Below are 26,716 nucleotides of genomic sequence, written 5' to 3' on the forward strand. Positions count from 1 at the left end.
ACGAGATCTCCGGTGGTGACGGTCGCCTTGGTCGACGACTCATCTACCGGAGATCTCTCTTATTGTCCAATCACGACACACACGCTCTGCCGAGTCGTAATCAACGATTCCAGCAGCGAAGACCACTTCTTAAACACGCCCTAAACGGACAAGGTTTGGGCGGTCCGACTGGACCGCCCAAACCGAGTTTGTTGCTACACCCACCAGTTGAACTGCCATTGCAGCGGTGGCGTGTAAGAACCGCAGTTGACCCAGGCATACCAGTTGCCCTGGCCATATGTTGCCGGAGCGGCTACCCAGCCCCAGCCGTTGCAGAACACCCAGAACTGGCCGTAGTTCGTCGGGGCCGTGATGGTGTAGAAGATCTCGCAACCCCACGTGTAGCAGTAGACGGTCCAGCTCGCGCCATCGGGATTGACCGGACCGGCCTGCTGCACAGCTACGACAGCCGTGGTCGCGGGCTCGACGGGCGCCGCCGACACTGCGCCCGGCGCAGCGCCGAGCATCAGAATCGCCGCACCAAGCGCGACACCGAGCCGCGCCATAGCGTTCTTCATGGGTTCCTCCTCGTGCGAGGTGAATAGAGCTATGACTAAGGATCGATGTCCATGAGAGTCTTGGATATTAATGGAAGAGACTCCGTCCACACGCCGCCGGCAAGCGCTTCCGCTGTCAGGTCAACGACATCCGGTCGGTGGCGGACGCCAGCAGGCTCAGCCGCACCGCCTCGGCGGTGAGATCGGTCAGATCCGCCGCGCGCGATCCGTACCGCGCGATGTGGCGCTGCGCCGCCCCCCGCACCAGCGTGAGCGCGGCCTCGGCGAGCGGGCGCACGGCGGTCACCGTGCTGGCCAATAGTTTCAGCGTCTCCGACAGTGGCGCCTCGGCCGGCAGGGCGGAGCGCGCGGAGGCCACGGCTCGCATAGAGACCACGGTCAGGGCGCCATCGGGTTGCCGGTATAGCACCCCGCTGCTCGTCAGCGCGTGCCGCAGGCTTGGCTCGGCATGCACGGTCGCGGCGATCTGCTTGGCGGGGACGACGAACTCGCCGAGCACCCGGTCGGGATTGAGCAGCGCTCGAATCGCCTCCAGGGGCAATCCACCACGCTGCATCTGGACAACCGAATGCATTCGCGCCAGGTGGGCCTCGGTGTAGTAGGGCGTGCGGCTTATTCGCACGGGCGGCGGCAGGATTCCGCGCGCATGATAGGACCGGACCGTGCGCGGAGTGAGTCCGACTCGCTTGGCGAACATGTCGATTGTGAAAAGGTCGTCGCTTGAGCCCCGATGCCGATCTATTTCCACTGTTTCGACCCTCGCGAATGGTTTATTGACCTGACTCCACGGCATGGACAGGTTGGCGATAGCCGGAATTCACTATTCCCCCACGCACGAGTATCGCAGAACACACATAAGTAAAATGTAAGATCACGAATGTAGACGAACGTCAATCAGATTGGCCGGACTGAAGACTGGGCGACACGGGCCCGGTATTTGTTCGCACTCGACGCGTCGACCTAAGTGTCGCGTAATACCCTTGCATGTCACTAACCCGACACATACCTGTATTTTGCCACTCAAGACGCACAATCCAGTGCGACGCGAAAACGCGGCGGCCGGAGGAAAGTCGTTCCATTTCTCCTGCCACCGCGTTATCGCTAGCACACTGCAATGGTTACTTCTAGAGCATGCGGCGGCCTGTGGGAGGTTGGCCGGCGGGTGACTGTCTTGGCGAGGGTCGCCGAGCCGAGAGTGCCGGATGCGACGGCTGTCGATCCCCGAGTGGCGCCCGCGGCAACCACGCCGGGTCGTTCAGGGCGCGGCCCGGGCAATGGCATCACCCGAACGCCCCGCCGCAGTGTAAGCGTGTCCAATTCGGACCGGAACGTCAGACCGGCGACCGTACGCCCCCGGTGCACCAACCTCGCCTGGACCCTCCAGATAGGACAGGCCCCACAGGCGAACATCGTGACGAACTCGCCCGGCGCCTCCTGGTCCACCGAGGCCACCTCAAGCCGGTGCCGCAGCGTGCGCGGTGCCAACGGGCGGGCCGGTCCTGGCCGAACGCGCGGCCCCACGCACCAGATGCGGGCCATCGGCAACACCTGAAGCAGGAGAAGGTCCGAGGCAAGCAGGCCGGTCAGGCGCCCGGCCGCGGCCACCGCCTCCCATCCACCACCCGCGACCTGCGTCACACCACGGTTGCGTGCCACAACCCGACGACCACGGCCAGGCTCAGCACAACGGCCAAAGGAGCGGCTATTTTGGCATGACCGCTACCCCGCGGCGCACACCTTTGGGCCCGCCATGCCTATGTGCTTGCTGCGGGTTCACAAGCGGGTCACAGGTGATACACAGGTTGGGAAAAGGCGGCTCATAGCCGGATTACCGAGGATCGGACCATGACGATGGCGAACACAGGCGCGCGCGAGCAATTGCGCCGGCCCGACGGCGATCCCGTGCGCGTGCTGGTGGTCGACGATGAGCCCAACCTCGCCGAGCTGCTGGCGATGGCCCTGCGCTACGAGGGCTGGGAGGTGCGCAGCGCGGGTGACGGCATGGACGCCGTGCGCACCGCGCGCGAGTTCAAGCCCGACGCGGTCGTGCTCGACATCATGCTGCCCGACATCGACGGGCTTGAGGTCTTGCGGCGGCTCCGCTCGGACGCGCCCGACATGCCCGTGTTGTTCCTCACGGCCAAGGATTCGGTGGAGGACCGGGTGACCGGGCTCACGGCCGGGGGCGACGACTATGTGATCAAACCGTTCAGCCTGGAGGAGGTCGTGGCCCGGCTGCGCGGGCTGATGCGCCGGGCCAACCGGTTCGTGGTGCGGCCCGACTCCACGCTCGTGGTTGGCGACCTGGTGATGGATGAGGACAGCCACGAGGTGCGGCGGGGTGGCGATCTCATCGAGCTGACGGCGACGGAGTTTGAATTGTTGCGGTACCTGATGCGAAACCCCCGGCGGGTACTGTCGAAGCATCAAATTCTGGACCGGGTGTGGAATTACGATTTCGGTGGGCAGGCCAGCGTGGTCGAGCTGTATATCTCCTACCTCCGCAAGAAGATCGACGCAGGTCGCTCCCCTATGATCCACACCATGCGCGGGGCGGGATATGTCCTTAAGCCGGCCGATTAGCAGCTGGCCGCTGCGCACGCGCCTGGTCGCCGCGACCATGGCGCTGTTGGCGCTTGCCTTCCTCGTGGTCGGCGTGACCGCCGTCGCGACCCTGCAAAAGGCGCTCTACGGCCGCATCGACGGCCAGCTCGCGGCCGCCGCCAAGCGCGCGCCATACGGGATGAAATCCCATGGCGGCCCCGGCGATTCCGACTGCGACAAGCCCAAGAGCCCGACCTTCCCGGCCGGGCAGGCGATCGGCACGCTCAGCGTGCGGGTCTGCGACGGCGTGGTGAAATACGCCGAAGTGCTGTGCGACGAGGGCCAGCCGAAGCCGGACGTCGCCCCATACTATTCAACCCTGTTGACCGTCCAACCCGGACAGCCGCCGACCACCTATCCGCTCGGGGAGCTGGGCGACTACCGCATCGTCGCGCAGCACATGCCCGACGGAGCGGTCCTGCTCACCGGGCTTCCGCTGTCCGACCTGCAGGACACGCTCTATCTCGTGAGTGGTGTCGTGCTCGGCGTGATGGTGCTTTCGCTGGGCGGCGTGGCCGGGGGCGGCACGGTCATCGTGCGGCGGACGCTGCGCCCGCTGGAGCGGGTCGCCGCCACCGCCACGAAGGTGTCGCAGCTGCGCCTCGACAAGGGTGAGGTCGAGCTCGCCCAGCGGGTGGGCGAGGCCGACACCGACCCGCGCACCGAGGTCGGCCGGGTCGGCGCGGCGCTCAACCGCATGCTCGACCACGTGGGCAACGCGCTGGAGGTGCGGCACGCCAGCGAGACGCGGGTGCGCCAGTTCGTCGCCGACGCCAGCCACGAGCTGCGCACGCCGCTGGCCGCGATCCGGGGCTACGCCGAGCTGAGCCGGCGCACCCACGAGCCGGTGCCGCCCGAGCTGGAGCACATTCTGCGCCGGGTCGAGTCCGAGGCCAAGCGGATGGGCGTGCTCGTCGACGACCTGTTACTGCTGGCGCGCCTGGATTCCGGCCGCCCACTGGCGCAGAAGCCGGTCGACCTTACCGCGATGCTCGTCGATGCGGTGAGCGACGCGCACGTCCTCGGGCCCAAGCACGGCTGGCGGCTGGAGCTGCCCGAGGAGCCGGTCGTGGTGGTCGGCGACGCGGCACGGCTGCACCAGGTCGTGGCCAATCTCCTGGCCAACGCGCGCACGCACACACCCGAGGGCACCATCGTCACGGCGAGCGTCGCCCTCCTGGAAAATGAGGCCGTGCTCACGGTGGTGGACGACGGTCCGGGCATCCCCGAGGCGTTGCTGCCACAGGTCTTCGAGCGGTTCGCCCGCGGTGACAGCTCGCGCTCGCGCAAGGCGGGAAGCAGCGGGCTGGGGCTGGCCATCGTGCAGGCGGTCGTTGCGGCACACCGGGGTGCGGTGTCGGTCGACAGCCGGCCGGGCCGGACCGCCTTCACCGTAAGGCTTCCCACCTCCCCACGATGAGCCGCACGGGTTTCTGTTGGGCGGCCGGGCGCGGCAGCCCAGCGCGTGCACGGTGGGGGCGATCCCGCGCGTGACTTTACCGGTGTGGCTTCGCCGGCTCCCGCTGGGTGATCTTCCGGCGGAGTCGTGCCATAAAAGAAGCGCATTCGGCATTCCGGCTGCCCGATTACGCGACGTCACCCAAGCTGAACGGTTCCTATGTCTTCTGTAAAACTTTCCGCCCGGCGCGGATCTTCGAGCGTTCGGCTCTAGGCTGGCTAACGTGGAACCGCCTCGGGTATTTCGCGCATGGTCGGGCCGGTCGCGCAAGGTCGTGCCGGTGGTGGGAGTCGTCGCGGCGCTGGCCATCACCGCGGTCGCCTTCTTCCAGTGGGGCTCGGCCCGGCAGCCGGCCGCCCAGGTCACCCCGCGCCCCTCGCCCACCGCCAGCCCCAGACCCATGACGGTCGCCGAGGTCTACCAGATGCTCCTGCCGTCGGTGGTGTTCATCCGGGCGGGCAGCGCCTCCGGCACGGGCGTCGTCGTCAACGGCGAGGGGGTGATCCTGACCGCGCTGCACGTCGTCGAGGGAGTCAGCGCCATCGAGGTGGCCTTCGCCGACGGCACCCGCTCCAGGGCCACGCTCGCCGCCGCCGACCCCGACAACGACATCGCGGCGCTCACGGCCGACACGCTGCCCGGCACGCTCGTGCCCGCGGTGCTCGGCGGCGGGGCCGGGATCGGCGATGACGTCGTGGCCATCGGCAACCAACTCGGGCTGGGCGACAGCACCACCGCCGGCGTGGTGTCCGGTCTCGGCCGCACGGCCACCCGCAAGAGCGGCCCCGACCTCAAGGGGCTCATCCAGTTTGACGCCGCCGTCAATCCCGGCAGCTCGGGCGGCCCGCTGGTCAACATGCGCGGCCAGGTCATCGGCATCGTCGTGGCGCTGGCCAACCCGACCGACGCGGGCACGTTCATCGGCATCGGCTTCGCCGTGCCCATCGGCACGGCCGTCACCGCCGGCGGCGGGCCGCAGCCGCCAATCTGAACCCACCCTCGGACTCCTTTCCGGACACTCCTTTGGACACTCCTTTTAGGACGGACGCATGAACACACCGGGACCCAACGGCTCCGCCGGCTTGCCGGGCGCCAACCCCGTGGAGCAGGTGCTCTACGAGGTGAAGAAGACCATCGTGGGCCAGGACGCGCTGCTTGAGCGGCTCATGGTGGCGCTACTCGCGCGGGGGCACATCCTCGTCGAGGGCGTGCCCGGCCTGGCCAAGACGCTGGCCGTGAAGTCGCTCGCGCAGGCCATCGGCGGGCAGTTCCACCGGGTGCAGTTCACGCCCGACCTGGTGCCCGCCGACATCGTGGGCACCCGCATCTATCACCAGCCCAGCGGGGAGTTCCAGGTCTCGCTCGGCCCGGTGTTCACCAACCTGCTGCTGGCCGACGAGATCAACCGGGCCCCGGCCAAGGTGCAGAGCGCGCTGCTTGAGGTCATGCAGGAATACCAGGTCACGATCGGGCGCGACACGCATCACGTGCCCCGGCCGTTCCTGGTCATGGCCACCCAAAACCCGATCGAATCGGAGGGCACCTATCCGTTGCCCGAGGCGCAGGTCGACCGGTTCATGATGAAGGTGCTCGTGGGCTACCCCAACGCCACGGAGGAGTTCGTCATCGTGGAGCGGGCCATCCTGCACACGGCGCCGATCCAGGCCATCATCAGCCCCGAGCAGCTGGTCGGGCTGCAGCAGCAGGTCGACAGGGTGTATGTGGACCCGTCGCTCATCGAGCACTCGGTGCGCCTGGTCAACACGACCCGCAACCCGGCGCTCGTCGGGCTGGGCGATCTGCAGCGTTACATCGCGTTCGGCGCGAGCCCCCGCGCGTCGATCAACCTGGTGCTGGCCGCGCGGGCGCTCGCCTTCATCCGGGGCCGCGATTACGCGCTGCCGCAGGATCTCACCGATCTGGCGCTCGACGTGCTGCGGCACCGGCTCGTGCTCAGCTACGAGGCGCTGTCGGACAACGTGTCGGCCGACGCGATCCTGGGCCGCATCCTGGCCGCGCTGCCCGTGCCCGACCCGGCCCTCATGGCGCAAGGGCGTTAGCGATGTCCATGGCCAGTGACCGGCTGTTGCGGCGCCTGGAGTGGCAGGTGATCCGCCGGCTCGACGGGCGGCTCAAGGGCGCGCACCGCACGGTCTGGCACGGCACCGGGATCGACTTCACCGATCTGAGGGAATACACGCCCGAGGACGACGTGCGGCACATCGACTGGAACGTGACTGCCCGGCTGGACGAGCCCTACATCCGGCAATACACCGAGGAGCGCGATCTCACCGCCTGGCTCGTGCTCGACCGGTCGGCGTCCATGCGCTTCACCGCCACCGAGCACGGCAAGGACTCCGTGCTCAACGATCTCGCCGTGTGCCTGGCGCGCATGCTTTCGCACGGCGGCAACCGGGTGGGCGCGATCCTCTACGACAACCAGGCCCAGCAGGTGATCCCGCCGCACACCGGCCGCCACCACACGCTGCGCATGGCCCACGAGATCGTCAAACCGCCGCCCGTCCCATCCAAAGCGATCACCGATCTGGCCGGCATGCTGCGCACGGCCGCGGCCACGGCCCGCCGGCGCAGCCTGGTCTTCGTGCTGTCCGACTTCATCGGCGACCGCGGATGGGAGCGGGAGCTGGGCAAGCTCGCGTGGCGCCACGAGGTCGTCGTCATCCGCATCGTCGACCCCGTCGAGCTGGACCTGCCCGACCTCGGGCTGATCGTGGTGGAGGACGCCGAGACCGGGCAGCAGGTGCTGGTCGACACCAGCGACCCGCTGCTGCGCCAGCGCCTGGCCGGCGAGGTGCAGGCGCGGGAGGCGGCGCTGGCCGCGGCCATGGGGCAGGCCGGGGTCACCGCGCACCGGATCACCACCGACCAGGACCTGGTCGGCGCGCTGGTCCGGATGGTCAGGGAATCCAGGCTCCAGAGCAGAGGCAGGCGCCGATGAGTTTCCTCAACCCCCTCATGATCGCGGTGGCGGTCATCGTGTTCGGCGCGGCCCTCACTGCGTACCTGATGATGAACAAGAGAAGGTCCGCGGCGATCACCGCAACGGGCCTCGGGATGACCGGCACACCGCGGCGGGCGGCGATGCGAAGACATCTGCCGTATGCGCTGTTTCTGGCCGCGTTGCCGCTGCTGCTTCTCGCGCTCGCCCGGCCACAGGCGACCATCAATGTCCCGCGCATCGCCGGCACGGTTATGCTGGTCTTCGACGTGTCCAACAGCATGGCCGCCGACGACGTCAAACCGAGCCGGCTCGCCGCCGCGCAGGCCGCGGGGACGAGCTTCGTGCAGGCTCAACCCGACACGGTCGACATCGGCGTCGTCGCGTTTGGACAGGGGGCGCTGATGACCCAGAAGCCGACCAACACGCATGACGACGCCGTCAACGCCATCAAGCGGCTGCAGCCCGGCGGCGGCACGTCGCTCGGCCAGGCGATCCTCGCGTCGCTGAGCGCCATCGTCGGCAAGCCGGTCAACCTGCCCGAGGAGGGCGCACCACCGCAAGACCTCGGCTACTGGGGATCGGCGACCATCGTGCTGTTTTCGGACGGCGAGGAGACCGGCGGGCCCGATGTGGAGTCGGCCGCGCTGCTGGCGGCCGACGCCGGCGTGCGCATCGAGACCGTCGGGATTGGAACGCCCGACGGCGCGACCGTCGAGGTCGACGGATACCAGATGGCCACCGCGCTCAACGAGGAGATGCTCACCGCCATCTCCGGCACCACGGGCGGCACCTATCACCGGGGGCAGGACGCGGCCTCGCTCAACGAGATCTCGCAATCGATCGACCTGAAAATCACCGCGCGTGAGGAACAGGCCGAACTCACCGGCCTGCTCGGCGGCGCGGCCCTGCTGCTGCTGACGATCGGCGGGCTGCTGATGGCGCGCTGGCACGGAAGGATCGTCTGATGTCGCTCGAATGGCCCTGGGCCCTGATCACACTGCTGGCCGTGCCGCTGCTGCTGCTCCTGCGGTGGTGGTTCAACCGGCGCCGGCGCAAGGTGGCGGTGCGGGTGTCGAGCGTCGCGCTGATCCAGGCGGCCTTGCCGGGGCGTTCCCTGTGGCGCAGGCGGATTCCGGTCGTGCTGTTCGTTTCGGCCCTTCTTTTACTCGGATTTGGTACCGGGCGGCCGCAAGCGAAGGTCCCCGTCCCCGAAAACGCGACCTCCATCCTGCTCGCGATGGATGTCTCCGGCTCGATGTGCTCGACCGACGTCAAACCCAACCGGCTGACCGTGGCGCAGGACGCGGCGCGCGAGTTCGTCAAGACGCAGCCCGCCGGCACGCGCATCGGCCTCGTGGCGTTCTCCGGCATCTCGGCCCTGCTGGTCGCGCCGACCAACGACAAGCAGCAGCTGCTGTCCGCGATCGGCGAGCTGAAGACCGGGCGCGGCACGGCCATCGGCCGCGCGATCCTCACGTCGATCGACGCCATCGCGGAGATCAACTCCGACGTGGCGCCGACGGGCGTCGAGCTGGACAGTCCCGGTGGTCCGGTGCCAGGCGGCGCCTACGAGGCCGACACCATCGTGGTGCTCACCGACGGGGCCAACACCCAGGGCCCCACGCCCATCACGGCGGCCGAGCAGGCGGCGGCGCGGCACCTGCGCGTGTTCACCATCGGGTTCGGCACGACCCAGCCGTCGCAGATGGTCTGCACGCCCGACCAGCTCAGCGGCGACGCGGGCCTGCGCGGTGACGGGCGCGGCCGGATGGGCATGGGCGGCGGCGGAAGCAGCCGGTTCCAGCTGCTCGACGAGCCAACGCTGAAGAAGGTCGCCGAGCTGACCGGGGGCGAGTACTTCCGCGCGGAGGACTCCGAACAGCTCGTCGAGGTCCTGACCGACCTGCCGAAGGACATTGTGGTACAACAGAAAAACGTCGAGATCACCAGCTGGTTCGTGCTTCCGGCGGTCCTGCTCGTGCTGCTGGCCGTCGGGCTGTCGCTGTGGTGGAACCGCGCGCTCGCCATCCCGGCGATCGCGCGGCCCGATTAGAACAGCCCGCCCAGCCAGTCGAGGATGAGCGCGTTGCTCGCCGCGGCGCTGTGGTGCAGTTGCAGGTCGTGCCCGGTGGCCGGGACGATGCGCACCTGCAGCCGGGCTTCCGGTGCATAGTAGGGGTTTTCCTGACTGAGCACATTGGACTCGGTGCAGGCGATGCCGTCCGGCGGCCCGCAGGTGAGATTGTCGTGTTCGCCGAGCACGAGCAGGGTCGGCACCCGGATGGCCCGTGATGGGGCGGTGTCGGGCGGGGGCAGGTTCACCAGCTGGCTGCCCTCAACCAGCTCGGGCAGGGCGAGGGTGTCCTTGAGCTGCTCGTCGCGCGCGATGACGGCCGGATCGGCGTTGGGCGCGTGGTAGAACAGCCGCCCACGGCTGCCCGGGACCGTGGTCAGATAGCCGAAGTCCAGGCCGGAGTTGGCAAACTTCGGGTCCTGTACGGCAGGATAGGTCGACGCGGTCGCGTCCTTGATCCACGATTCCTTGGTGAAGTGGGTCTGGCCCGTCAACACGAACGCGTCGACATCGCTGTGCGTGGCGGCCTCCACCCAGGCAAACATCGTGCCGTACGAGTGGCCCACCCACACCACACGGTCGAACCCGCGCCCGGCGAGCCGGCCCTCGCGCAGCGCGGTGACCACCTGGTGCAGCGCTTCCGCACCGGCCGACATGGTCAGGGCGTCGCTATGGGGGCGGGTGCTTTGGCCCACGCCCAGCCGGTCAACCGCGAAGGTGGCATGGCCCGCGCGCAGCGCACGGTCCACATAGGAGTATTTCTCGGGCTGGTCGGGCCAGTCCCAGTAAAAGCGGTTGTACGTGCCGCCGTGCACCAGCAGCTGCACGATCTTCGGTGTGGACGTGCTCGGCAGGCACAGCCAGCCCGAAACGCTGGCGCCGCTTGCCCCCGGCACGGTGACCGGGACCCGGAAGACCGTACAGTAGCGCGTGGGCCGAGATCCGCTCGCGGGCGCGGTGGCGCCGCTGCCCGCCACGATCGCCGTGGCGGCCAGCGTGACCGCCACGGATCGAAGAATGCCTCTCATTCTCCCGACCGTATCGACGCCTGCTGTCACACCACTTCTATCGATCTGTCACGGGAGTTCCGCGGGGCCCCGTTACAGCTGACCCTGCGGGACGTGCTGGACGACAAGCACGGCCGCCGAGGCGAGCGCGAGGCCCAGGACCATGACGCGTGGGGACAGCATGCGGGGGTACCTCCGAGGGGACCCGAGCATTCTAAAGGCGCACCATCAGGTCCACTTCGGACGGCTCACCGCATCGGCGTCGGCTAATTACGTGGACAAAGTAGAGTCGGCACGCCTGATCTCGCAACCGGACCTGAGTGGGCCGAGGCAGGCGGGCATACACAAGAGTTGCGTGCAGGCAGCGCGCCCATTGATGGGCGTGGCCGTTGCATCGCGCATCTATCACGGTCGTTATCATCACCCGCATGCTTCTGCCCCGCATTGTTTGGGAAGCCGTCCTGCTCGGGTTCGCCGTGGCGGTCGCGGCCGGTCTGTTGCTGTCCACCGAGTTCGCCATGGGATTGTCTTTCTGGTACGCGTTCGCCACGCTCGGGCTGCTGGCCGCCGGTTTCGCGCTGTCGGTGCGGACCGGGACGCCCAACCTCGCGATCGCCTCGATCGCGTCGCTGTCCGGCGTCGTCTACGCCAAAGTCGTGCAGGCCGACCAGCCGGTCGTCATCGCCGGGGCGCTCGCGGTCGGGCTGGCCCTGGTGATCGGGCTCGTGCTCGGGGTCGTCACCGGTGTGCTTTCCGCGCCCGCGTGGGCCGTGTCGCTGGGCGGGTTCGCGGTGGTGATGGGCATCGCGTTGGCTGTGGCCGACGCGCGTGGCGTGCCGGTGGTCGGGGCCGGGCGGCCCGGGTGGTTCGGCGCGCTGCTGTGGTCGCTGGTCTTCGTGGCCGGGTCGGTCGCCGGCGGGCTGCTGTTCCTCCAGGCCAAGGTGCGCGCGTTCCTGGGCGGGCAGCGCCTTGTCGCCGCGCTTGCCGGGCTCGCGGGGTCCAGCCTGCTGGCCGGGATTTCGGGCGTGGTGTGGGCGTCGTGGCTGGGTGCCTCGTTCCCGGGCGGCGACCTTCAGCGCCTGTTCCTGGCCGTGGCGGCCGCAGTGCTGGGCGGGGTCAGCCTTGCCCGGGGTGGCGTGGGCGGCTATGTCGGCACCGTCCTGGCGACCGCCCTGCTCTTGCTGCTCGACATGTGGGTGCGCGTGGTTGGTCTGGAGGCGCCTTGGGGCCTCGGGTTGTCGGGTCTGGCCATCGTGATCGGTCTGCTGGTCAGCCAGCTGCTGGACCGGTTGTCACCGTCGCCTGCACCGGCGAGGACGCCAGCCGCTGATGTATCCGGATGATGCGCTCCAGCGGCTCCCGGAAATCGGTGTCCACCCACCACATGAGCAGGCCGAGGGTCGCGCTCGCACGATATTCCGCGACGGCGTCGGCCGGAAGGTCTGACCCCGAGGAGGCGTGCTGCCGCCGCACCGATTCGGCGATCAGCCGTTTGAGGTGCAGGTGCGCGACGCTGCCACCGACGCCGATCCGCCTGCCGCACAACGCTTTGTAGACGCGCCGGTGCCGGTGCGCGTGCAGGAAGATGGCGTCGGCCTCGACCGCGCCGTCGAAATCGCGCTGCAGCTCCTCACGCACGTCGTCGAAGCACGCCAGCAGCAGCGCGTCCTTGTCGCGGAAGTGGGCGTAGAAGGTGGAGCGGCCCACGTCCGCGCGGTCGAGCACGTCCTGGATCGTGATGCGCTCGTAGCTCTTTTCGAGCACCAGCGACGTCAATGCCTCCTGAAGCGTGCGGCGGGTGCGCCGGACACGCCGGTCGGAATCGGTCATAGCCACCGGACAATCCTTTGCTTTTATTCGGTACCGGATAGAGAACGGGGTTTGTTTATTGAACATAGTGTTCGACAACAGACACAGTGTTCACTATGACTGACCTTCCCGTCTACGTTTGGATAATCGTGCTCTTCGGGGCCGTGGGTGTGCCGCTGGCCACGGCGTTCGAGCTCAAGGGGCGGCTGGCGGTGATTCTCGGCGTGGTGTGGGCCGCGTGGATCGCGATCACCATCGCGCTGCGCCCACTCCTCCCGCTCGCGTTCGTCGTCGGCCTGGTCGCGGCGCTGCTGATCCTGCGGCGCGCCCCGGCGACACCGCAGCAACTGGCCGCGCCCCAGAGGTTCCGGGTCGTGGGCGGGGTGTTCCTGATCGCGATGGCGCTCGGCGCGCTGCCGCCCGCGTTCGCGCTGCCGGCCGGGCTCGGCGACATCGCGATCGGCGTCTTGGCCTGGTTCGCGGCGCGGGGGCGCCTGAGCATGCTCTGGTTCAACATCCTCGGCATGCTCGACCTCGTGGTGGCGCTCACGCTGGGCGCGCTGCTGCAACCGTCCACTGTGGCCGTTGCGGAACTCCCGCTGCTGCTGATCCCGGCGACCGCCGTCCCGCTCGTTTTCGCGCTGCACGTGATCGCGTTGCGAAGATCGCTCGCGTAGTTGGCACTACTATTCGTTGGGTGACGGAGCTTGTGGAGGAGCGCCTGCGTCAGGGGCTGGCCAATCTTGAGGCCGACGACCAGCCCGACCTGCTCGAACCCCTGACCAAGGCGCAGGCACTCGAGCTCTTCGACGCCCAGCTCACCAGCCGTCACCTCGACCTCACAGCGCGGCGGTTGCGCCAGCGCGAGGCCGGTTACTACACGATCGGGTCGGCCGGGCACGAGGGCAACGCCGCGGTCGCGGCCGCCCTCCGCCCGACCGACCCGGCGCTGCTGCACTACCGGTCGGGCGCGTTCTTCTGCGCGCGGGCGGCGCAGCTGGCCGACGCCAAGGTCGATCCGATCCGCGAGATTCTGCGCGGATTGGTCGCCGCGGCGAGCGGAGGCCGGCACAAGGACTTCGGCAATGCCGACATGCACATCATCCCGACCACGTCGACGATCGCCTCGCACCTGCCGCGCGCGATGGGCCTGGCGTTCGGGCTGGAGCGGGCCCGCAAGGAGGCGATGCCCCGCTGGCCACGCGACGCGATCGCGGTGTGCTCGTTCGGCGACGCGTCGATCAATCATGCGAGCGCGACGGCCGCGTTCAACACGGTGGGCTGGTCCGACTTCACCGGGCTGCGGCTCCCGCTGCTGTTCGTCTGCGAAGACAACGGGCTGGGGATCAGCGTGCGCACCCCGGCCGGGTGGGTCGGCGCGGCGCTCAAGGCCAAGCCGGGGCTTCGGTACTACTTCGCCGACGGGTGCGACCTGGTGCAAACATATGCGGTAGCCCGCTCGGCGGTGGCGTGGGTGCGGCGGCATCGGCGTCCCGCGGTGCTGCATCTGCGGGTCGTGCGGTTGATGGGGCACGCGGGCGCCGACGCGGAGCAGGCCTATCGCACGCACGCCGAGATGGAGCACGACCTCGCACTCGACCCGCTGCTGAGCACGGCCCGGCTGCTCGCAAAGGCGGGCGTGGCCACACCCATGGAGCTGCTGAGCCGATACGACGAGATGGGATGGCGGGTTGCCCAGGCGGCCGAGCAGGTCAGGCTGGAACCGAAGTTCACGACGGCGGCCGAGGTCGTGGGCCCGCTGGCGCCGCGACGCCCGCTGCGCGTGGCCAACGCCGTCACCAAAACGGCTGAATCGCAAAGGGAATTGGCGTTCGCCGGGCGGTTGCCGGAACACACCGGCCCACTCACGCTCGCCCAGACGATCAATGCGGCATTGACCGATGTGATGGTGAGCCATTCACAGGCGGTGGTCTTCGGCGAGGACGTCGCCCGAAAGGGTGGTGTCTATGGGGTGACCAAGGGCCTGCGGGATCGGTTCGGGCCCGCGCGGGTCTTCGACACACTGCTGGACGAGACGTCGATTCTGGGGCTGGGGATCGGCTCGGCGCTTGGCGGGTTGTTGCCCATTCCGGAGATTCAGTACCTGGCCTATCTGCACAACGCCGAAGACCAGCTGCGCGGGGAGGCGGCGTCGATCCGGTTCTTTTCGGGTGGGGCATATCGCAATCCCATGGTCGTGCGCATCGCCGGGCTGGCATACCAGAGGGGATTCGGCGGGCACTTCCACAACGACAATTCGGTGGCGGTGCTGCGCGACATTCCGGGTCTGGTGATAGCGGTGCCGGCCAGGCCCGACGATGCCGCGGCGATGCTGCGCACGTGCGTGGCCGCGGCCGAAGTGGACGGAACGGTGAGCGTTTTCCTTGAGCCCATTGCGCTTTACCACACGCGGGATCTGCATGAGGCGGGCGACGGGGCGTGGTTGGCGCGGTACAGTCCGCCCGAGCGGTGGGGCGAGACGCACGTGCCGGTGGGGCGGGCGCGGGTTTATCCGTTCGGGGGCGGCGACGAGCTCACGATCGTGACATTTGGCAACGGTGTGCACATGTCGCTGCGGGTCGCGGCGAAGCTGGCCGAGCAGGGGCACGGGTGCCGGGTCGTTGACCTGCGCTGGCTTGCGCCATTGCCGGTGGCCGATCTGGTACGGGAGGCTTCGTTCACCGGGCGGGTGTTGGTGGTCGACGAGACACGCCGGACGGGTGGGGTCGCGGAGGGAGTTTTGGCCGCGCTCGTGGACGCGGGCTATGTCGGCGCGGCCCGCCGAGTCGCTTCCGTGGACACGTTTCTGCCGCTCGGACCGGCTGCGGAGCTCGTGCTCGTGTCCGAGAACGACATTGAACGCTCCGCCCTGGCGCTGCTCGACGCCTAGAGTTTTCTGGCAACCTCACGGTGCGCCACTTGCGTTAGTGGCCAGAACTGTGTGGACTACGCACAATCAAAGGACATAATCCGTTCGAGTAGGAGGCACGGAACAGTGAACACGACCGCTGGCCAGGCGGGAGAGGGTCGAAGCCTGGCGGACCGGTTTGGCATCGCGCCGGACATGGTCATCATGGAGATCGGCTATGACGACGACGTCGATGAGGATCTCCGCGATGCCATCATGGAGGCGTGCGGTTCGGATCTGGTCGACGAGGACACCGACGAGGTCGTGGACGCTGTTCTAATCTGGTACCGCGAGGATGACGGCGACCTGGTAGACCTACTGGTGGAGGCGATCTCGCCGCTGGCCGAAAACGGGGTCGTGTGGTTGCTCACGCCCAAGGCCGGCCGGCCCGGCCACGTCGATCCCAGCGACATCGCCGAATCCGCGCCGACCGCAGGGCTCGCCCAGACCTCCACGGTCAACGCCGGCAAGGACTGGAGCGCCGCCCGCCTGGTCACCCCCAAGGCCGCCCGCGCCAAGCGATGACTCCCCTGGCGGTGGGCACCCCGGCGCCCGATTTCACGCTGCGGGACCAGAACAACCAGGAGGTCCGGCTATCGTCCTATCTTGGGCGGTGCAACGTGCTGCTGGTTTTCTATCCGTATGCGTTCACGGGGACGTGCCAGGGCGAGCTGGCCGCCATCCGCGACAAGCCGTTCGACGCCGAGTCCACGCAGGTGCTCACCGTCAGCGTGGACTCCGTCTTCGCGCACAAGGTGTGGGCCGGGCAGGAGGGCTACGATTTCCCCCTCCTGTCCGACTTCTGGCCGCACGGCGCGGTCGCCCAGGCCTACGGCGTGTTCGACGCCCAGCGCGGGTGCGCTGGGCGGGGGACCTTCATCATCGACCGGCAGGGTGTGATCCGCTTCTCGGAGCTGCAGCTGACCGGCGCCCGCGACCAGAACGCCTGGCGCGAAGCCCTCGCCGGGCTCGGGTAGATGACCCTCGGGTAGGATGACGCGAGCCAACCGCGCACATTGCGGACATGGGCGCGTAGCTCAGCGGAAGAGCATTCGCCTTACAAGCGAAGGGTCGCAAGTTCGAACCTTGCCGCGCCCACGGGCCGGTCCAGGCTGCTCGATGACCTCAGGTCATCTTCGCCGGGGCCGCGATCCTGCCCGGGGCCAAGCCCCGGGAACCCCACGTTGCCGTAGCCGCGCGGCGTGCGCCTGCCTGGCGATTGCCTTGACGATGTACGGCACCGATCTTTCGGTTTCTTCGATTTTGGGTCGTGTGTCGTCAGGCGGTGGGGACAGCCATCTCGTTGAGGAGCTGGCGAACGCGACGTTCGATTTCGTTGCGGATGGGGCGGATGTCGGCGACGGTCTTGCCGGCGGGGTCGTCGAGTTCCCAGCTTTCGTAGCGGATTCCGGGGAAGATCGGGCAGGCGTCGCCGCAGCCCATGGTGATGATGACGTCGGCAGCGCGGACGACTTCGTCGGTCCAGGGTTTGGGGTATTCGCCGGTGATGTCGATACCCACCTCGGCCATGGCTTCGTAACTCCCTTGCGTGGCATCAGCCTGTGGTGTGGCCCGGTCGTTGACGTGGACTGTCGGGTAGCCGCGACCTGGAACTGGGTGGAGAACCGCACCAGTCGCCAGGCCAAGAAGTGCTCCAACGGCTTGCGCGGCACGGAATCCAGGCAGCGATTGCGGGTTGTTCCCGGCGAAGGTGTCGCTGACCGCCCACCCGATGTGGTCAGAAGCATGGTGCCGAGGACTCGGTCGGCAGAAGCCGGGCGGGATGGTGGCTCACTGCGGGTTGTCCTCGCTCTTGGAGAGTGCGGGTGCGAGCAGGCCGATGCGCTGAGCCAGGTCGGCATAGGCGGTTTCGAAGGCGTGGTCGGTGTTGGTAGGCACGGGATCGGGCACCGACCAGTGCAGCCGGGCCAGTTCGGCGGGCAGGTGCTCGTGGGCGTGGTCGCAGACGGCGATGATCAGGTCGCCGGGTGCGGTAACTTCGCTGATGTGCGCGGTGCGGTTGGGGTCGAGCGGCAGGCCGTGGCGTTTGGCGATGCGGACCGCGCGAGGGTGGACTCGTCGCGCGGGCCGGGTTCCCGCGCAGGTAGCCGGCAGCTGGTGTGAGCTGGTCCAGAGCGCGGCAGCCAGCTGGGAACGGGCCGAGTTACGGGTGCAGACGAACACCAGCCGCCTGACATCACGCAATGCCGGCCGGTGCAGGGCGCTCAGCGCGTGCGGGCGCAGCCGCAAATAGGTGCGGCGCCGGTCGGCCTCCGACCGGGACCGCTCGATCACCCCGGCCTGGGCCAGGACGTTGACATGATGGGCGACCAGGTTGGTGGTCATCCCCAGCATCGCAGCGATCTCCCCGGGTGAGGCGTCACCGACCGCCAGGGCATCGGCGATGGCCAACCTCGCCGGATCCCCGAGAGCGGCATGGATCCGGGCGCGCCACTCCCGTTCCTTTAGCTCAGCGTTCATTGACTCAATGTTGGCTGAGCTAATTTCGGTTTGTCAACCCCGAGATGGTGTTCGGCTGCCGAGCTGGTGCAAAACGACCGCGGCAGTGCGTCACGTGATGTACCGGGATCGATACTAGTTGCGGGTTCGTTTGTTTCAAAATATATTGACTCAAATTACATTGAGATATGCTCATCGTATGGTGCTGGCTTACGAAGGAGTGATCGTGATGGCCGAACAAGCGGCGCCAAGCTGGCAGTTAATCTTGATGGTGATTGCGGTCGTGACACTGCTGGCAGTGCTGATCTTCATCGGAGTGCGCGATTGGTTCCGCGAGGCAGCCCTGGACCGGGCTGCTCGTCAGCGGCGGGAGTCCCGAGACCGTCCACTTCCGAACGAGGACACGGCGGGCTGACCTCGCCGCGGTGTCACGGTTGCCATGAGGAACCGGCGCGACTTCTTCTCCGTCGGACCCGGGCATGTGGTGGCGACCCGTGGCAGGGTTCGCGTCGATCCCGTTGTGGGAAGCTGCCGGTCCTTTGAAATCGGCGTGGCTGTCTCGGTACCCGCAGAATGGATGATTTCTTGAAACCCAAGGCCGCCGCCTTGATGGTGGTCGGCGTGCCGGATGCGCGGAGTTGAAGCGGCGCATCACCGATGCATGCGCAACGGCGCGGCTGGGCCATCGACTGGCGAACATGTCGACCAGGCGTGCAAGCCGTTGGGCTGGCTGCTCAACCATGCCCTCCAAACCCGCAGTCCAGCCACTCCCCAACAAGCCTTTGACAGTCGCCCGCCGCCGTGCCTAGATTCCCCAACATGTCTTTGAAGGTCGAGGACGAGCGGCGGGCCCGGCTGCGCGCCCTGGCTCACCCGGTCCGGCTGCGCATCCTGTCCCTGCTCACCGGCGCCGCCCTGACCGCGACCGAGGTCGCCCGCGAGCTGGAGCTGACCCACGCCAACGCCAGCTACCACCTGCGCCACCTGCATGCCGCCGGGCTGATCGACATCGCCGGGGAGGAGAAGATCCGCGGCGGCGTGGCCAAGCGCTACCGCCACGACATCGAGCGCCAGCCGGAAGAGCCCGACCCCCCGCCCGACACGGGCGGCCACCAACTCGTCTACGCGGCGATGGCCGCCGAACTACGGCGCCGATCGAGTTTCATGCGGCGCGGCGTCACCAACGATCTCACCGACGCCGAGCTGTGGGTCGATCCGGCGATCTGGAAGGCGATCCGTGACCGCATCAAAGACGCCTCCCACGACCTGCACCGGGCGGCGCGCCAGCCGCGCACGCCGGGCACGATCCGGGTCAACGCCACCATCGCGCTGTTCGAGATGGAGCCCTGACGGTGAAAGACCTCTCCCCGCTCGCGCACGCCCCTTTCCGGTACCTCGCAATGGGTCGCTTTGTCACCATGCTCGGCAACGCCGTGGCGCCGATCGCGCTCGCCTTCGCCGTGCTCGACATGACCGGATCGGTGCGCGACCTCGGCGTCGTCGTGGGCGCCCGGTCGCTGACCAATGTGCTGTTCCTGCTGATTGGCGGGGTGGTGGCCGACCGCCTGCCGCGTCAGCTCGTGATGGTGGGGTCCGCGGTCGTGGCGGCGTTGAGCCAGGCCGCCGTCGCCGCGCTGGTCCTCACCGGTACCGCCACAATCCCTTGGCTGATAATGCTTTCCGCCGTCAACGGGATCGCCGCGGCGTTCGCCTTTCCGGCCGCCTCGGCACTGATGCCGCAGACCGTGCCGGCCGAGCTGATCCAGCCCGCCAACGCCATCAACCGGTTGGGCATCAACGCGGCCATGATTGCCGGTGCGGCGGCGGGCGGTGCGCTCGTGGCGGTGGTCGGGCCGGGATGGGGGCTGATGCTCGACGCGGCGACGTTCGCCGTCGCGGCCGCGCTGTTCGCGCTGGTGCGTGTGAGCCGGGTCGCGGCGGCCACGACGCGGGCTTCGAGCAACCCGCTGCGCGAACTGCGCGACGGCTGGCGCGAGTTCACCTCGCACACCTGGTTGTGGACGGTCGTGCTCGGCTTCACGCTCCTGAACTTCGCCCACGCGGGAGCGATCGGCGTGCTCGGCCCCGTCATCGCGGACGGCACGATCGGGCGGCAGGCTACATCCGCGAGGACATGCTGGCCCGCGTGTACTCCTATGACGCGCTGGGCTCGTTCATCGCGATCCCGCTGGGACAGATACTCGCCGGTCCGGCCGCGCTGAGGTGGGGCACGAGCAACGTGCTGCTCGCATCGGCTGCCATCACGGTGGTCGCCGTCGGCGGCATGCTCGTCAGCCGCGCCGTGCGCCGGTTGCCCAGCGCGCCGGCGTCGACGGAACTAAACTCCGTTCCGGCGAAGCCGTGATTCCAACGCTGGTGGCCGCGGATCGCCTCGCCTAGCCGCCGCGGGAAGGTTCCGCCGTTGCCACAATGGGGTAAACCAAGCCCGGAGGAGGCATGCCCGACAAACTAGCCACATACCGGCGCAAGCGCGACTTCGACAAGACGCCCGAGCCGTCCGGAAACGTCGCCACAGGACAGATAGGGGCGGCCCGATTCGTGGTGCAACGGCACCGGGCCAGGCGCCTGCATTACGACTTCCGGCTGGAGATCGACGGCGTGCTGGTCAGCTGGGCCGTCCCCAAGGGACCCACGCTCGACCCCGACGTGCGCCGGGCGGCGTTCCACGTCGAGGATCACCCACTGGAGTACTTCGATTTCGAGGGCGTGATCCCGGCCGGCGAATACGGTGGCGGCGACGTCATCGTGTGGGACGTCGGGACGTGGACGCCGGGCAAGGAGGAGGACCCGGGCAAGGCGGTGCGTGACGGCGAGATTCACGTCGATTTGGCCGGTGAGAAGCTGCGCGGCAGGTTCGTGCTCGTGCGCACGCGCGGCAAGGACTGGCTCATGCTGCACAAGCGTGACGAGCACGCGGTCGCGGGCTGGGATCCCGAGGACCACCCCCGGTCTGTCCTCAGCGGACGGACCAACGAGGAGGTGAAGGCCGACCCCGACCGGCAGTGGCGCTCGGATTTACCGGCGGCGCAGGCGTCCGTGTGGCTCAACCCCCGCCAGACCGACCCTTCGGAATTGGCGGCGCTGGACGAGCTCGGCCAGACCGGCAAATGGCAGGTGTTCGGGCGCGAGCTGCGGGTGACCAATTTGGACAAGGTGTTGTTTCCGGCGCGGCCGGGCGAGGATCCGGTCACCAAGCGGGACCTGCTGCGCTACTCCGCGCAGATCGCGCCGACGCTTGTGCCCTATCTGACCAGGCGGGCGCTCAACCTGCACCGCTACCCGAACGGCGCGCACACCAAGGGTTTCTGGCACAAGCAGCTGCCCGACCACGCGCCCGACTGGGTGCCGCGCTGGGACAACCCCGACGCCGACCCGGGCGAGACCACCACCTACCTGGTGGTCGACGAGCCGGCCGCGCTGGTGTGGGCGGCCAACTTCGGCGCGCTCGAATGGCATCCGTGGACGTCGCGTGTTGACGCGCCCGACGAACCGACCTACGCCCTCATCGACCTCGATCCGGGGCAGAACACCGGCTGGGAAGACCTGCTCGTGCTCGCCCGTCTACATCGGACAGCCTTCGAGCATCTCGGCGTGGCGGCCCGGCCCAAGCTGACCGGCCGTCGAGGCATGCAGATTTGGGTACCGATCGCGCCCGGCGCAAGCTTCGAGGACACCAGGGTCTGGGTCGAGCAGCTGTCCCGCTCGGTCGGCGCGGTCGTGCCGGACCTGGTCAGCTGGAAGTGGCAGAAAAGCGACCGGGAAGGGCTGGCCCGCCTCGACTACACCCAAAACGCGATCAACAAGACGCTGGTCGCCCCCTACAGCCCACGGCCCGCGCCGGGAGCGCCCGTGTCGGCCCCGATCGAGTGGGACGAGCTCGACGACCCGGCACTGACGCCCGACGCGTTCACCATCCGGACCATGCCGCAGCGCCTCGCCGACAAGGGCGACCTGTTCGCGCCGGTGCTCGACCAAAGCCAGCGCCTGCCCAAGCTTCGCTAGCGTGCCCGGTCTACCCTGTCGGCTGTGACGGCCGCCCAACCGACGCTCATCTTCGACCTGGACGGGTATTTCTTCCCCCTGGTCGAGCGGGACCGGCCCCAATGGCAATCGGTGTGGCCAAATGGGTTGCCACGGTACAGGCCCACAGCGACGTCGGCCTGGCCCTATCGGGTGCCACCGGGCGCGGAGGTTCCGCCGGAACGGGACATGATGCGAACGTTGTCCATCGTGCACGCGATGCTGCGCTCGACGCTTGTGCTGACCTTCGACAGCGGCGAGGAGGACCTGCGGCACTTCAAGGAGTGGAGCGGTACCGCGCTGGAATACGCCCGCGCGGTCACGCACGAGTTGGTGACCGCACCGCAGTTCGACGTCCCGTTCTGGGCGGAAGTCTTCGACGGGATGGTCAAGGAGTCACTTCGGGCCACCCACCCGCGGGTCGACGAAATCAAGCTCATCGTCAATCTTGAGCCGCGCATCTACGCCCGCTCCTATCCCGAGCGCAATGAGATACACATCTCCGCGCTGACCCGAGAGTACTTCAAAACCCTCAATTTACTGGTCTGGCAACACGTTTGGGCCGAGGTGACCGACCGATGCCATCCGGCCTCAAGCGATCTGCTCGGCCGGTTGCTGCCGCACCTGCTTTCGCTTTTCTACGACGTCGACTTCTCGTCCCTGCCCATACCGAGGGCGCGCACGATCGAAGTATTCTGGATCGCCTCGCGGTACGCCTCGATACAGCTGACCTTCATGCTTGCCCACGAATACGCGCACATCCTGTTCGACGGACCACAGGACTTGAGGCAGCCGGACAGCGAACGCCGGGCGGACCGGTTCGCCTATCAGTGCCTGGCTCAGCTCACCGATTTCAAGCCGGAGGATGTGTGGACCGCCACGCGCTGGCTGATGCAACTCATCTCCGTCGAGCGAGCGCTGGGCGAGGTGCTGGCCAATGGCACAGACCGCAACCGTTCCCGGCATTCGGTGCGCCGCCAGGCGATCACGTTCGACGCGCTGGCCGATATCGAAGTGCCGCACTGGGACGGCTATTTGGAGGCGGTCGGCTCGGCAGGGCTCAAAATGGTCGGGTTCCAATTGAACTCGATGGATCAGGCGCACCTGAACGAGTACGTAACCAGCTACCGGCAGCAACACGAGCTTCACCACATCGGATAGGAGGATCTTTGCCACCACGGGAATGCGTCACGCTCGAGCTCGAGGTCGACGCGACACTGCTCGAACATGGCAACGCGCTGCTCGACGGGGAGACCTGGATCGGCTCCGGCCCTATGGAAGGGGTGACCATATCCCGGGCGGGTGGCGAGGCCGGACACGGCTTCGGCTTCTCGGAGGTGGTGACGGTGGTCATCGCCATTGGTTCCGGTGTCGCCTCCCAGCTCATCGCCGACGCGCTGCGCAAGGCCGCCTCGGCGACCATCCGCAAGGCGCGTGGGCGCGCCAGGCAGTCGGACGGGAGCCTGGCCGGGCTCACCGAGCTGATCGAGTCGGAACGCGGCGACGCGGCCGACCCGCAGGACGACCAACCGAAGTGAGCCGGTACCCCGGCCGCGAACGCCGGGCCGCGATGGCTGCGTCGGCTAGCTGACCGCGCAAGCCGTGCTGAAAGCGGGTGTCGCGATCGCATGCTGCGCGCGCCCGCGCCGCAGCCGAATCTGAGCCGAACGTCAGATCGGCAGGCCGCGCATGGCCATTTCCGCGATGCGGCGGAGTTCGGCGTTGGTGGATCCGTTGGCGGCCTGGGTCGCGATCCCGTCCGTTATGGTCGCGACGAGTTGGGCCAGAGTCGCCGGATCGGTGCCGGCCGGCAGGTCGCCGTCGGAGCGGGCGCGCTTGAACCGGTCACGCAACGCGGTGAACGAGGCCGACTGGCTGCGCATCGACCACCAGTGGAACGGCTCGGCGGGCGCACCGCCCGCGATTGCCGATGCCGAGTGGCATGACGTCCGGATCGTCCACTGTGCACAGACGGGCGACGGTGCCACCGTGCCGCTGATGACCACCGTGGACCGGACCGTCGCCTCGGGCCGGGTCGGGTTGGGCTCGTTCGACAACGTCGGGCGCCTGCCGGCACCGCGCCTGGCGGGAAAGCGGCCATGATCTTGGACCGCTGTCGCGGCGCCGCCGCGGGACAGGACGCGTGCGGCAAACACGCCACCGCCGGGCGAACGCACCCCTCCCCTCGGGGCGTTCGCCCGGCTCGTTCAATCCGTCAGAGTCCAATGGCGACAGTGGCAGCGGGCCGCCTGCCAGCACCTTGGCGCAGCGGTCACGCCAGTCGTGCGGCGTGCCGACCAGCGCGAAACCGGTGCCGACCATGCGGTGCAGCTGCGGCTTGCGGGCCGCGAACTCGGTGGTCAGGTCGCGCGCGAGGCTCCGCTCGTCGTGGACGAACAGCTCCACCGGCCACCCGCGATAGCGCCGCGAATCCCGCTGCGGCGCCCGCGGATCCCCCTGGGGCAGCAGCACGACGATGTCGAGATCCGATCCGGCCGCTCGGGCAGCCGCGAGCCGGCTCCCGGCGAGCACCGCCCAGAGCGCGTGCGGGTAGAGCTCGGTCACGAGCTCGCGCGCGTCGAGGATCGGATTCTTTGTCATACCTTGAAGATACCCTTGCCCCACAACCGATTTTTTTGTCTAGTACCCGATGAGCCGGTGCAGCCGCACGAACGTGTCAGCGAACCCGAGCCCCCGCCACGCCCGCGACGAAAGCAGATTGGTCTCGCGCCAGTCGGTCACGACACTGTCGAAACCGGACTCTGCGGCCCAGTGCAGGATGGCATCGCCAAGGGCACGCCCGGCACCCGTGCCGCGTGCCTCCGGGAACACCGCCGCGAACGCCAGGAAGGCCGCGTTGTCGGGGCGGGCTGGTCCAATGTGGGCACTCGACGACTCGATCGCGGACGCGACCGCCGACCCGACCACCTTGCCGTCCTGCTCGACCACGAAGGCCGCGAACTCCGGATTGTCCACATCGGACTCCCATTCGGCCAGGCGCTCCTCAAGCAACGGCACCGTGCCGGCCGAGTAAGTGGGGGCAAGCGATTGGTGCAGGGGCAGTTCGAGGTCCAGCCGCGCGAGGGTCGGCACGTCGGCGGCGGTTGCCCGGCGCGCCCGCAGCGCTTCGGCTCGCGCCGGCGGGCGAATGCCGTGCGTATGCTGGTGCCCGAAACCGACCCGGAACCACGCGCCGATCAGGTCCACATCGGACGCCGGCACGAGCACGTAGTGCGCCTTGTGGCCCTCATCCACCCAGCGCGTGGCCGCAACCGCATACAGTTCGCGCATCGTCTCGGCCTCGACCGTGGCCTGCCCCGCCGATTCGACCCACACGTTCGGCCCCCACACGGGCGAGGCTTTGGGCGCTCCGATCAGATATCCGACCATCCGCCCATCACGCACCGCGACCGCACCCGACGCGCCTTCGCTCTCGAATGCGGCCCGCACCTGCTCGGCCGCCACCGCTGCATCCTCGTATCGCGGGGTGAGCGACGGCTGCGCCGCCCGGTGCCGCCGGTGCCGCTCGGCCAGCAGCGCGCCCGCCTCGGCCACGTCAGACTGTTCAAAAGGTCGGAACATGTGCCAGAAGATACGCTCCGAACATGGATGTCCTCGACGCAATTAAATCCACACGCGCCGTCCGCCAGTTCACCGACGCGCCCATCCCCGACGATGTGCTCGACAAGATCCTGCGCGCGGCGCTGCGGGCGCAAAGCTCCAAGAACACCCAGCCGTGGGAGCTCATCGTCGTGCGCGATCGCGACACCCTTGTCGCCCTCTCGAAGCTCGGTGACTTCATGAGCCACGTGGCCGGCGCGGCCACATGCGTCGCTTTCGTCGCACCGAACGAGCACCCATGGGTGTACTTCGATCTCGGCCAGAGCGCCGCCTACCTCCAGCTCGCCGCCCACGACCTGGGCATCGGCAGCTGCCTCGGCGCCATCTACCGCCCCGACGAAGCCAGGCACCTCCTCGGCGTCCCCGCCCACCTCAGCCTCATGGCAGTCGTCTCCCTCGGCTACCCCTCACCGACGTTCAAGCCCGCCACCCTCGGCGGCCGCAAACCCCTCACCGAAAAAGTCCACCGGGACCGCTTCCCCGCTTGCGGTTGATCATGAACTTAGGTCCGTGTTCGACGCGGAAGGGCAGGGGTGGGTGGGGTTATTCGCGCCAGCCGGCAAGCTGGACGTTTTTGGCGGACTCGATGCGGAATCCAAAGTGGAACTCTGCGGTCGCGAATGGCTCCAGCTCGGCTTTCCAGGTGAGGACGCCCATCTCGTCGCGCTCGGCCGGGTCGGGCTTGGCCAGGGTCTCGCGCACCGTGATTTCGGCGTCCCGGGACACCGGCAGCTGATCCAGCACGGTGACCCTGATGGCACGCGGGCCGTGATTGGCGACGGTGATTTTGTATTCGGCGTCGACCCGGCGGGTCGAGCCCAGTGTGGCCTTGCTCGCCGAGCGCCGCACGAGCTCCCGCTCGACCCGCACGCGATCGTCGACACCCAGCGCGAGCTCCCGCTCCTCCCCCGGCGCCCACGCCTCGACCCGTGAAGACCCGACGAAGTCGCCCTCGTGGAACAGCGAGGCCTGCGCCTCGGGCAGGGTGTGCTGCGAGCTGTTGCGCACGGTCGCGCGCAGTGTGGCCTCGGCCGCCCGCACGGGCGCGGTCACGTGGTCGAGCCGCGCCTCAAGCTCGAACGTGGCGACGACCGTCCGGTGCGCCGTGCCGTCGGCCGGCACCGCGACCGGCCGCGCCGGAGTGTAGGTCGCGGCCACCGGGCCCTGGTCGACGGTCGCCACGGCCTCCCTGACCCGGGCCGCCCGCTTCATGG

At 68.3% G+C, this 26,716-nt stretch carries 29 protein-coding genes and 1 tRNA gene; 20 read left to right on the forward strand and 10 right to left on the reverse strand.

What is annotated here, in order from left to right; genetic code table 11:
* Positions 1 to 194: 194 nt before the first annotated feature.
* Entirely contained in the window at positions 195 to 557 is a 363-nt protein-coding gene (locus tag DM816_RS23795; RefSeq protein WP_162907764.1) for a hypothetical protein, read from the reverse strand.
* Positions 558 to 672: 115 nt separating this feature from the next.
* Entirely contained in the window at positions 673 to 1,254 is a 582-nt protein-coding gene (locus tag DM816_RS23800; protein ID WP_162907765.1) for a MerR family transcriptional regulator, read from the reverse strand.
* Positions 1,255 to 2,402: 1,148 nt separating this feature from the next.
* Here DM816_RS23800 and DM816_RS23810 point away from each other — a divergent pair.
* From DM816_RS23810 to DM816_RS23840, 7 genes are all read left to right on the forward strand, one after another.
* Positions 2,403 to 3,140 carry a response regulator transcription factor gene (locus DM816_RS23810; protein WP_425455268.1) on the forward strand — a complete coding sequence of 246 codons (738 nt, stop codon included), beginning with the start codon at positions 2,403 to 2,405 and terminating at the stop codon, positions 3,138 to 3,140.
* 37 nt (positions 3,141 to 3,177) lie between these two features.
* Positions 3,178 to 4,581, forward strand: coding sequence for a sensor histidine kinase (locus DM816_RS23815; RefSeq protein ID WP_425455269.1), 1,404 nt, complete (start codon positions 3,178 to 3,180; stop codon positions 4,579 to 4,581).
* A 262-nt stretch (positions 4,582 to 4,843) separates the two neighbouring features.
* On the forward strand, positions 4,844 to 5,611 hold the full coding sequence (locus DM816_RS23820; protein ID WP_117212623.1) for a S1C family serine protease: 768 nt from the start codon (positions 4,844 to 4,846) through the stop codon (positions 5,609 to 5,611).
* A gap of 58 nt (positions 5,612 to 5,669) precedes the next feature.
* The gene (locus tag DM816_RS23825; protein ID WP_117212624.1) at positions 5,670 to 6,680 is read left to right on the forward strand and encodes an AAA family ATPase; all 1,011 of its coding nucleotides are present in this window, start codon (positions 5,670 to 5,672) and stop codon (positions 6,678 to 6,680) included.
* Positions 6,681 to 6,682: 2 nt separating this feature from the next.
* Positions 6,683 to 7,579 carry a DUF58 domain-containing protein gene (locus DM816_RS23830; protein ID WP_117212625.1) on the forward strand — a complete coding sequence of 299 codons (897 nt, stop codon included), beginning with the start codon at positions 6,683 to 6,685 and terminating at the stop codon, positions 7,577 to 7,579.
* Positions 7,576 to 8,547: a VWA domain-containing protein gene (locus DM816_RS23835; protein WP_117212626.1), complete on the forward strand. Its 972-nt coding sequence runs from the start codon at positions 7,576 to 7,578 to the stop codon at positions 8,545 to 8,547. Before DM816_RS23830 ends, DM816_RS23835 begins: the two co-directional genes overlap by 4 nt.
* Positions 8,547 to 9,635: a VWA domain-containing protein gene (locus DM816_RS23840; protein WP_117212627.1), complete on the forward strand. Its 1,089-nt coding sequence runs from the start codon at positions 8,547 to 8,549 to the stop codon at positions 9,633 to 9,635. Before DM816_RS23835 ends, DM816_RS23840 begins: the two co-directional genes overlap by 1 nt.
* On the opposite strand, the gene DM816_RS23845 is transcribed toward DM816_RS23840, so the two are convergent.
* Entirely contained in the window at positions 9,632 to 10,684 is a 1,053-nt protein-coding gene (locus DM816_RS23845) for an alpha/beta hydrolase (protein WP_117212628.1), read from the reverse strand. The two genes, DM816_RS23840 and DM816_RS23845, sit on opposite strands and share 4 nt — an antisense overlap.
* A gap of 407 nt (positions 10,685 to 11,091) precedes the next feature.
* Here DM816_RS23845 and DM816_RS23850 point away from each other — a divergent pair, with 407 nt between their 5' ends.
* A complete protein-coding gene (locus DM816_RS23850) occupies positions 11,092 to 12,006 on the forward strand; it encodes an ABC transporter permease (protein WP_117212629.1) in 915 nt (304 codons plus the stop codon).
* Here the strand turns inward: DM816_RS23850 and DM816_RS23855 are convergent.
* Complete coding sequence (locus DM816_RS23855; RefSeq protein WP_117212630.1) at positions 11,933 to 12,493, reverse strand: TetR/AcrR family transcriptional regulator; 561 nt, start codon at positions 12,491 to 12,493, stop codon at positions 11,933 to 11,935. The two genes, DM816_RS23850 and DM816_RS23855, sit on opposite strands and share 74 nt — an antisense overlap.
* A gap of 95 nt (positions 12,494 to 12,588) precedes the next feature.
* Here DM816_RS23855 and DM816_RS23860 point away from each other — a divergent pair, with 95 nt between their 5' ends.
* The 5 genes from DM816_RS23860 to DM816_RS23880 all read left to right on the forward strand — a co-directional run bounded on the left by DM816_RS23860 (position 12,589) and on the right by DM816_RS23880 (position 16,478).
* Positions 12,589 to 13,149, forward strand: a complete 561-nt coding sequence (locus DM816_RS23860) for a hypothetical protein (protein ID WP_117212631.1) — start codon at positions 12,589 to 12,591, stop codon at positions 13,147 to 13,149.
* A 20-nt stretch (positions 13,150 to 13,169) separates the two neighbouring features.
* Positions 13,170 to 15,362 carry a thiamine pyrophosphate-dependent enzyme gene (locus tag DM816_RS23865; RefSeq protein WP_117212632.1) on the forward strand — a complete coding sequence of 731 codons (2,193 nt, stop codon included), beginning with the start codon at positions 13,170 to 13,172 and terminating at the stop codon, positions 15,360 to 15,362.
* 105 nt (positions 15,363 to 15,467) lie between these two features.
* Complete coding sequence (locus DM816_RS23870) at positions 15,468 to 15,905, forward strand: DUF3052 domain-containing protein (RefSeq protein WP_117212633.1); 438 nt, start codon at positions 15,468 to 15,470, stop codon at positions 15,903 to 15,905.
* A complete protein-coding gene (locus DM816_RS23875; protein ID WP_117212634.1) occupies positions 15,902 to 16,357 on the forward strand; it encodes a peroxiredoxin in 456 nt (151 codons plus the stop codon). Before DM816_RS23870 ends, DM816_RS23875 begins: the two co-directional genes overlap by 4 nt.
* Before the next feature lie 49 nt (positions 16,358 to 16,406).
* Positions 16,407 to 16,478 (forward strand) — tRNA-Val (locus tag DM816_RS23880).
* A 180-nt stretch (positions 16,479 to 16,658) separates the two neighbouring features.
* On the opposite strand, the gene DM816_RS43855 is transcribed toward DM816_RS23880, so the two are convergent.
* The gene (locus DM816_RS43855) at positions 16,659 to 17,165 is read right to left on the reverse strand and encodes an arsenate reductase/protein-tyrosine-phosphatase family protein (RefSeq protein WP_342768746.1); all 507 of its coding nucleotides are present in this window, start codon (positions 17,163 to 17,165) and stop codon (positions 16,659 to 16,661) included.
* A 6-nt stretch (positions 17,166 to 17,171) separates the two neighbouring features.
* The gene (locus DM816_RS23890; protein WP_117212636.1) at positions 17,172 to 17,861 is read right to left on the reverse strand and encodes an arsenate reductase/protein-tyrosine-phosphatase family protein; all 690 of its coding nucleotides are present in this window, start codon (positions 17,859 to 17,861) and stop codon (positions 17,172 to 17,174) included.
* Between the two features lie 178 nt (positions 17,862 to 18,039).
* Between DM816_RS23890 and DM816_RS23895 the strand changes: the two genes are divergently transcribed.
* From DM816_RS23895 to DM816_RS23920, 6 genes are all read left to right on the forward strand, one after another.
* Complete coding sequence (locus DM816_RS23895) at positions 18,040 to 18,255, forward strand: hypothetical protein (protein WP_117212637.1); 216 nt, start codon at positions 18,040 to 18,042, stop codon at positions 18,253 to 18,255.
* Between the two features lie 404 nt (positions 18,256 to 18,659).
* Positions 18,660 to 19,190 carry an ArsR/SmtB family transcription factor gene (locus DM816_RS23900; RefSeq protein ID WP_117212638.1) on the forward strand — a complete coding sequence of 177 codons (531 nt, stop codon included), beginning with the start codon at positions 18,660 to 18,662 and terminating at the stop codon, positions 19,188 to 19,190.
* Positions 19,191 to 19,192: 2 nt separating this feature from the next.
* Complete coding sequence (locus tag DM816_RS23905) at positions 19,193 to 20,062, forward strand: MFS transporter (RefSeq protein WP_246002171.1); 870 nt, start codon at positions 19,193 to 19,195, stop codon at positions 20,060 to 20,062.
* A 235-nt stretch (positions 20,063 to 20,297) separates the two neighbouring features.
* On the forward strand, positions 20,298 to 21,863 hold the full coding sequence (locus DM816_RS23910; RefSeq protein WP_117212639.1) for a non-homologous end-joining DNA ligase LigD: 1,566 nt from the start codon (positions 20,298 to 20,300) through the stop codon (positions 21,861 to 21,863).
* Positions 21,864 to 21,887: 24 nt separating this feature from the next.
* The gene (locus DM816_RS23915) at positions 21,888 to 23,042 is read left to right on the forward strand and encodes an ImmA/IrrE family metallo-endopeptidase (protein ID WP_117212640.1); all 1,155 of its coding nucleotides are present in this window, start codon (positions 21,888 to 21,890) and stop codon (positions 23,040 to 23,042) included.
* Positions 23,043 to 23,050: 8 nt separating this feature from the next.
* Positions 23,051 to 23,419 (forward strand): hypothetical protein, encoded by a 369-nt coding sequence (locus DM816_RS23920; protein ID WP_117212641.1) that lies wholly within the window; start codon positions 23,051 to 23,053, stop codon positions 23,417 to 23,419.
* Between the two features lie 132 nt (positions 23,420 to 23,551).
* Here DM816_RS23920 and DM816_RS23925 read toward each other — a convergent pair whose 3' ends face one another.
* The 3 genes from DM816_RS23925 to DM816_RS23935 are packed head-to-tail and all read right to left on the reverse strand — an operon-like array spanning position 23,552 to position 25,463.
* A complete protein-coding gene (locus tag DM816_RS23925) occupies positions 23,552 to 23,764 on the reverse strand; it encodes a hypothetical protein (RefSeq protein WP_117212642.1) in 213 nt (70 codons plus the stop codon).
* The gene (locus DM816_RS23930) at positions 23,727 to 24,482 is read right to left on the reverse strand and encodes a nucleotidyltransferase domain-containing protein (protein WP_117212643.1); all 756 of its coding nucleotides are present in this window, start codon (positions 24,480 to 24,482) and stop codon (positions 23,727 to 23,729) included. The genes DM816_RS23925 and DM816_RS23930 overlap by 38 nt, the downstream gene beginning before the upstream one ends.
* A 39-nt stretch (positions 24,483 to 24,521) precedes the next feature.
* Positions 24,522 to 25,463, reverse strand: a complete 942-nt coding sequence (locus tag DM816_RS23935) for a GNAT family N-acetyltransferase (RefSeq protein WP_117212644.1) — start codon at positions 25,461 to 25,463, stop codon at positions 24,522 to 24,524.
* 23 nt (positions 25,464 to 25,486) lie between these two features.
* Here DM816_RS23935 and DM816_RS23940 point away from each other — a divergent pair, with 23 nt between their 5' ends.
* The gene (locus DM816_RS23940; protein WP_117212645.1) at positions 25,487 to 25,996 is read left to right on the forward strand and encodes a nitroreductase family protein; all 510 of its coding nucleotides are present in this window, start codon (positions 25,487 to 25,489) and stop codon (positions 25,994 to 25,996) included.
* Between the two features lie 49 nt (positions 25,997 to 26,045).
* On the opposite strand, the gene DM816_RS23945 is transcribed toward DM816_RS23940, so the two are convergent.
* A partial coding sequence (locus DM816_RS23945) for a DUF4139 domain-containing protein (RefSeq protein ID WP_117212646.1) occupies positions 26,046 to 26,716 on the reverse strand: 671 nt, incomplete at its 5' end.

It is taken from the genome of Allorhizocola rhizosphaerae (assembly GCF_003426775.1).
Classification (GTDB): Bacteria; Actinomycetota; Actinomycetes; order Mycobacteriales; family Micromonosporaceae; genus Allorhizocola; species Allorhizocola rhizosphaerae.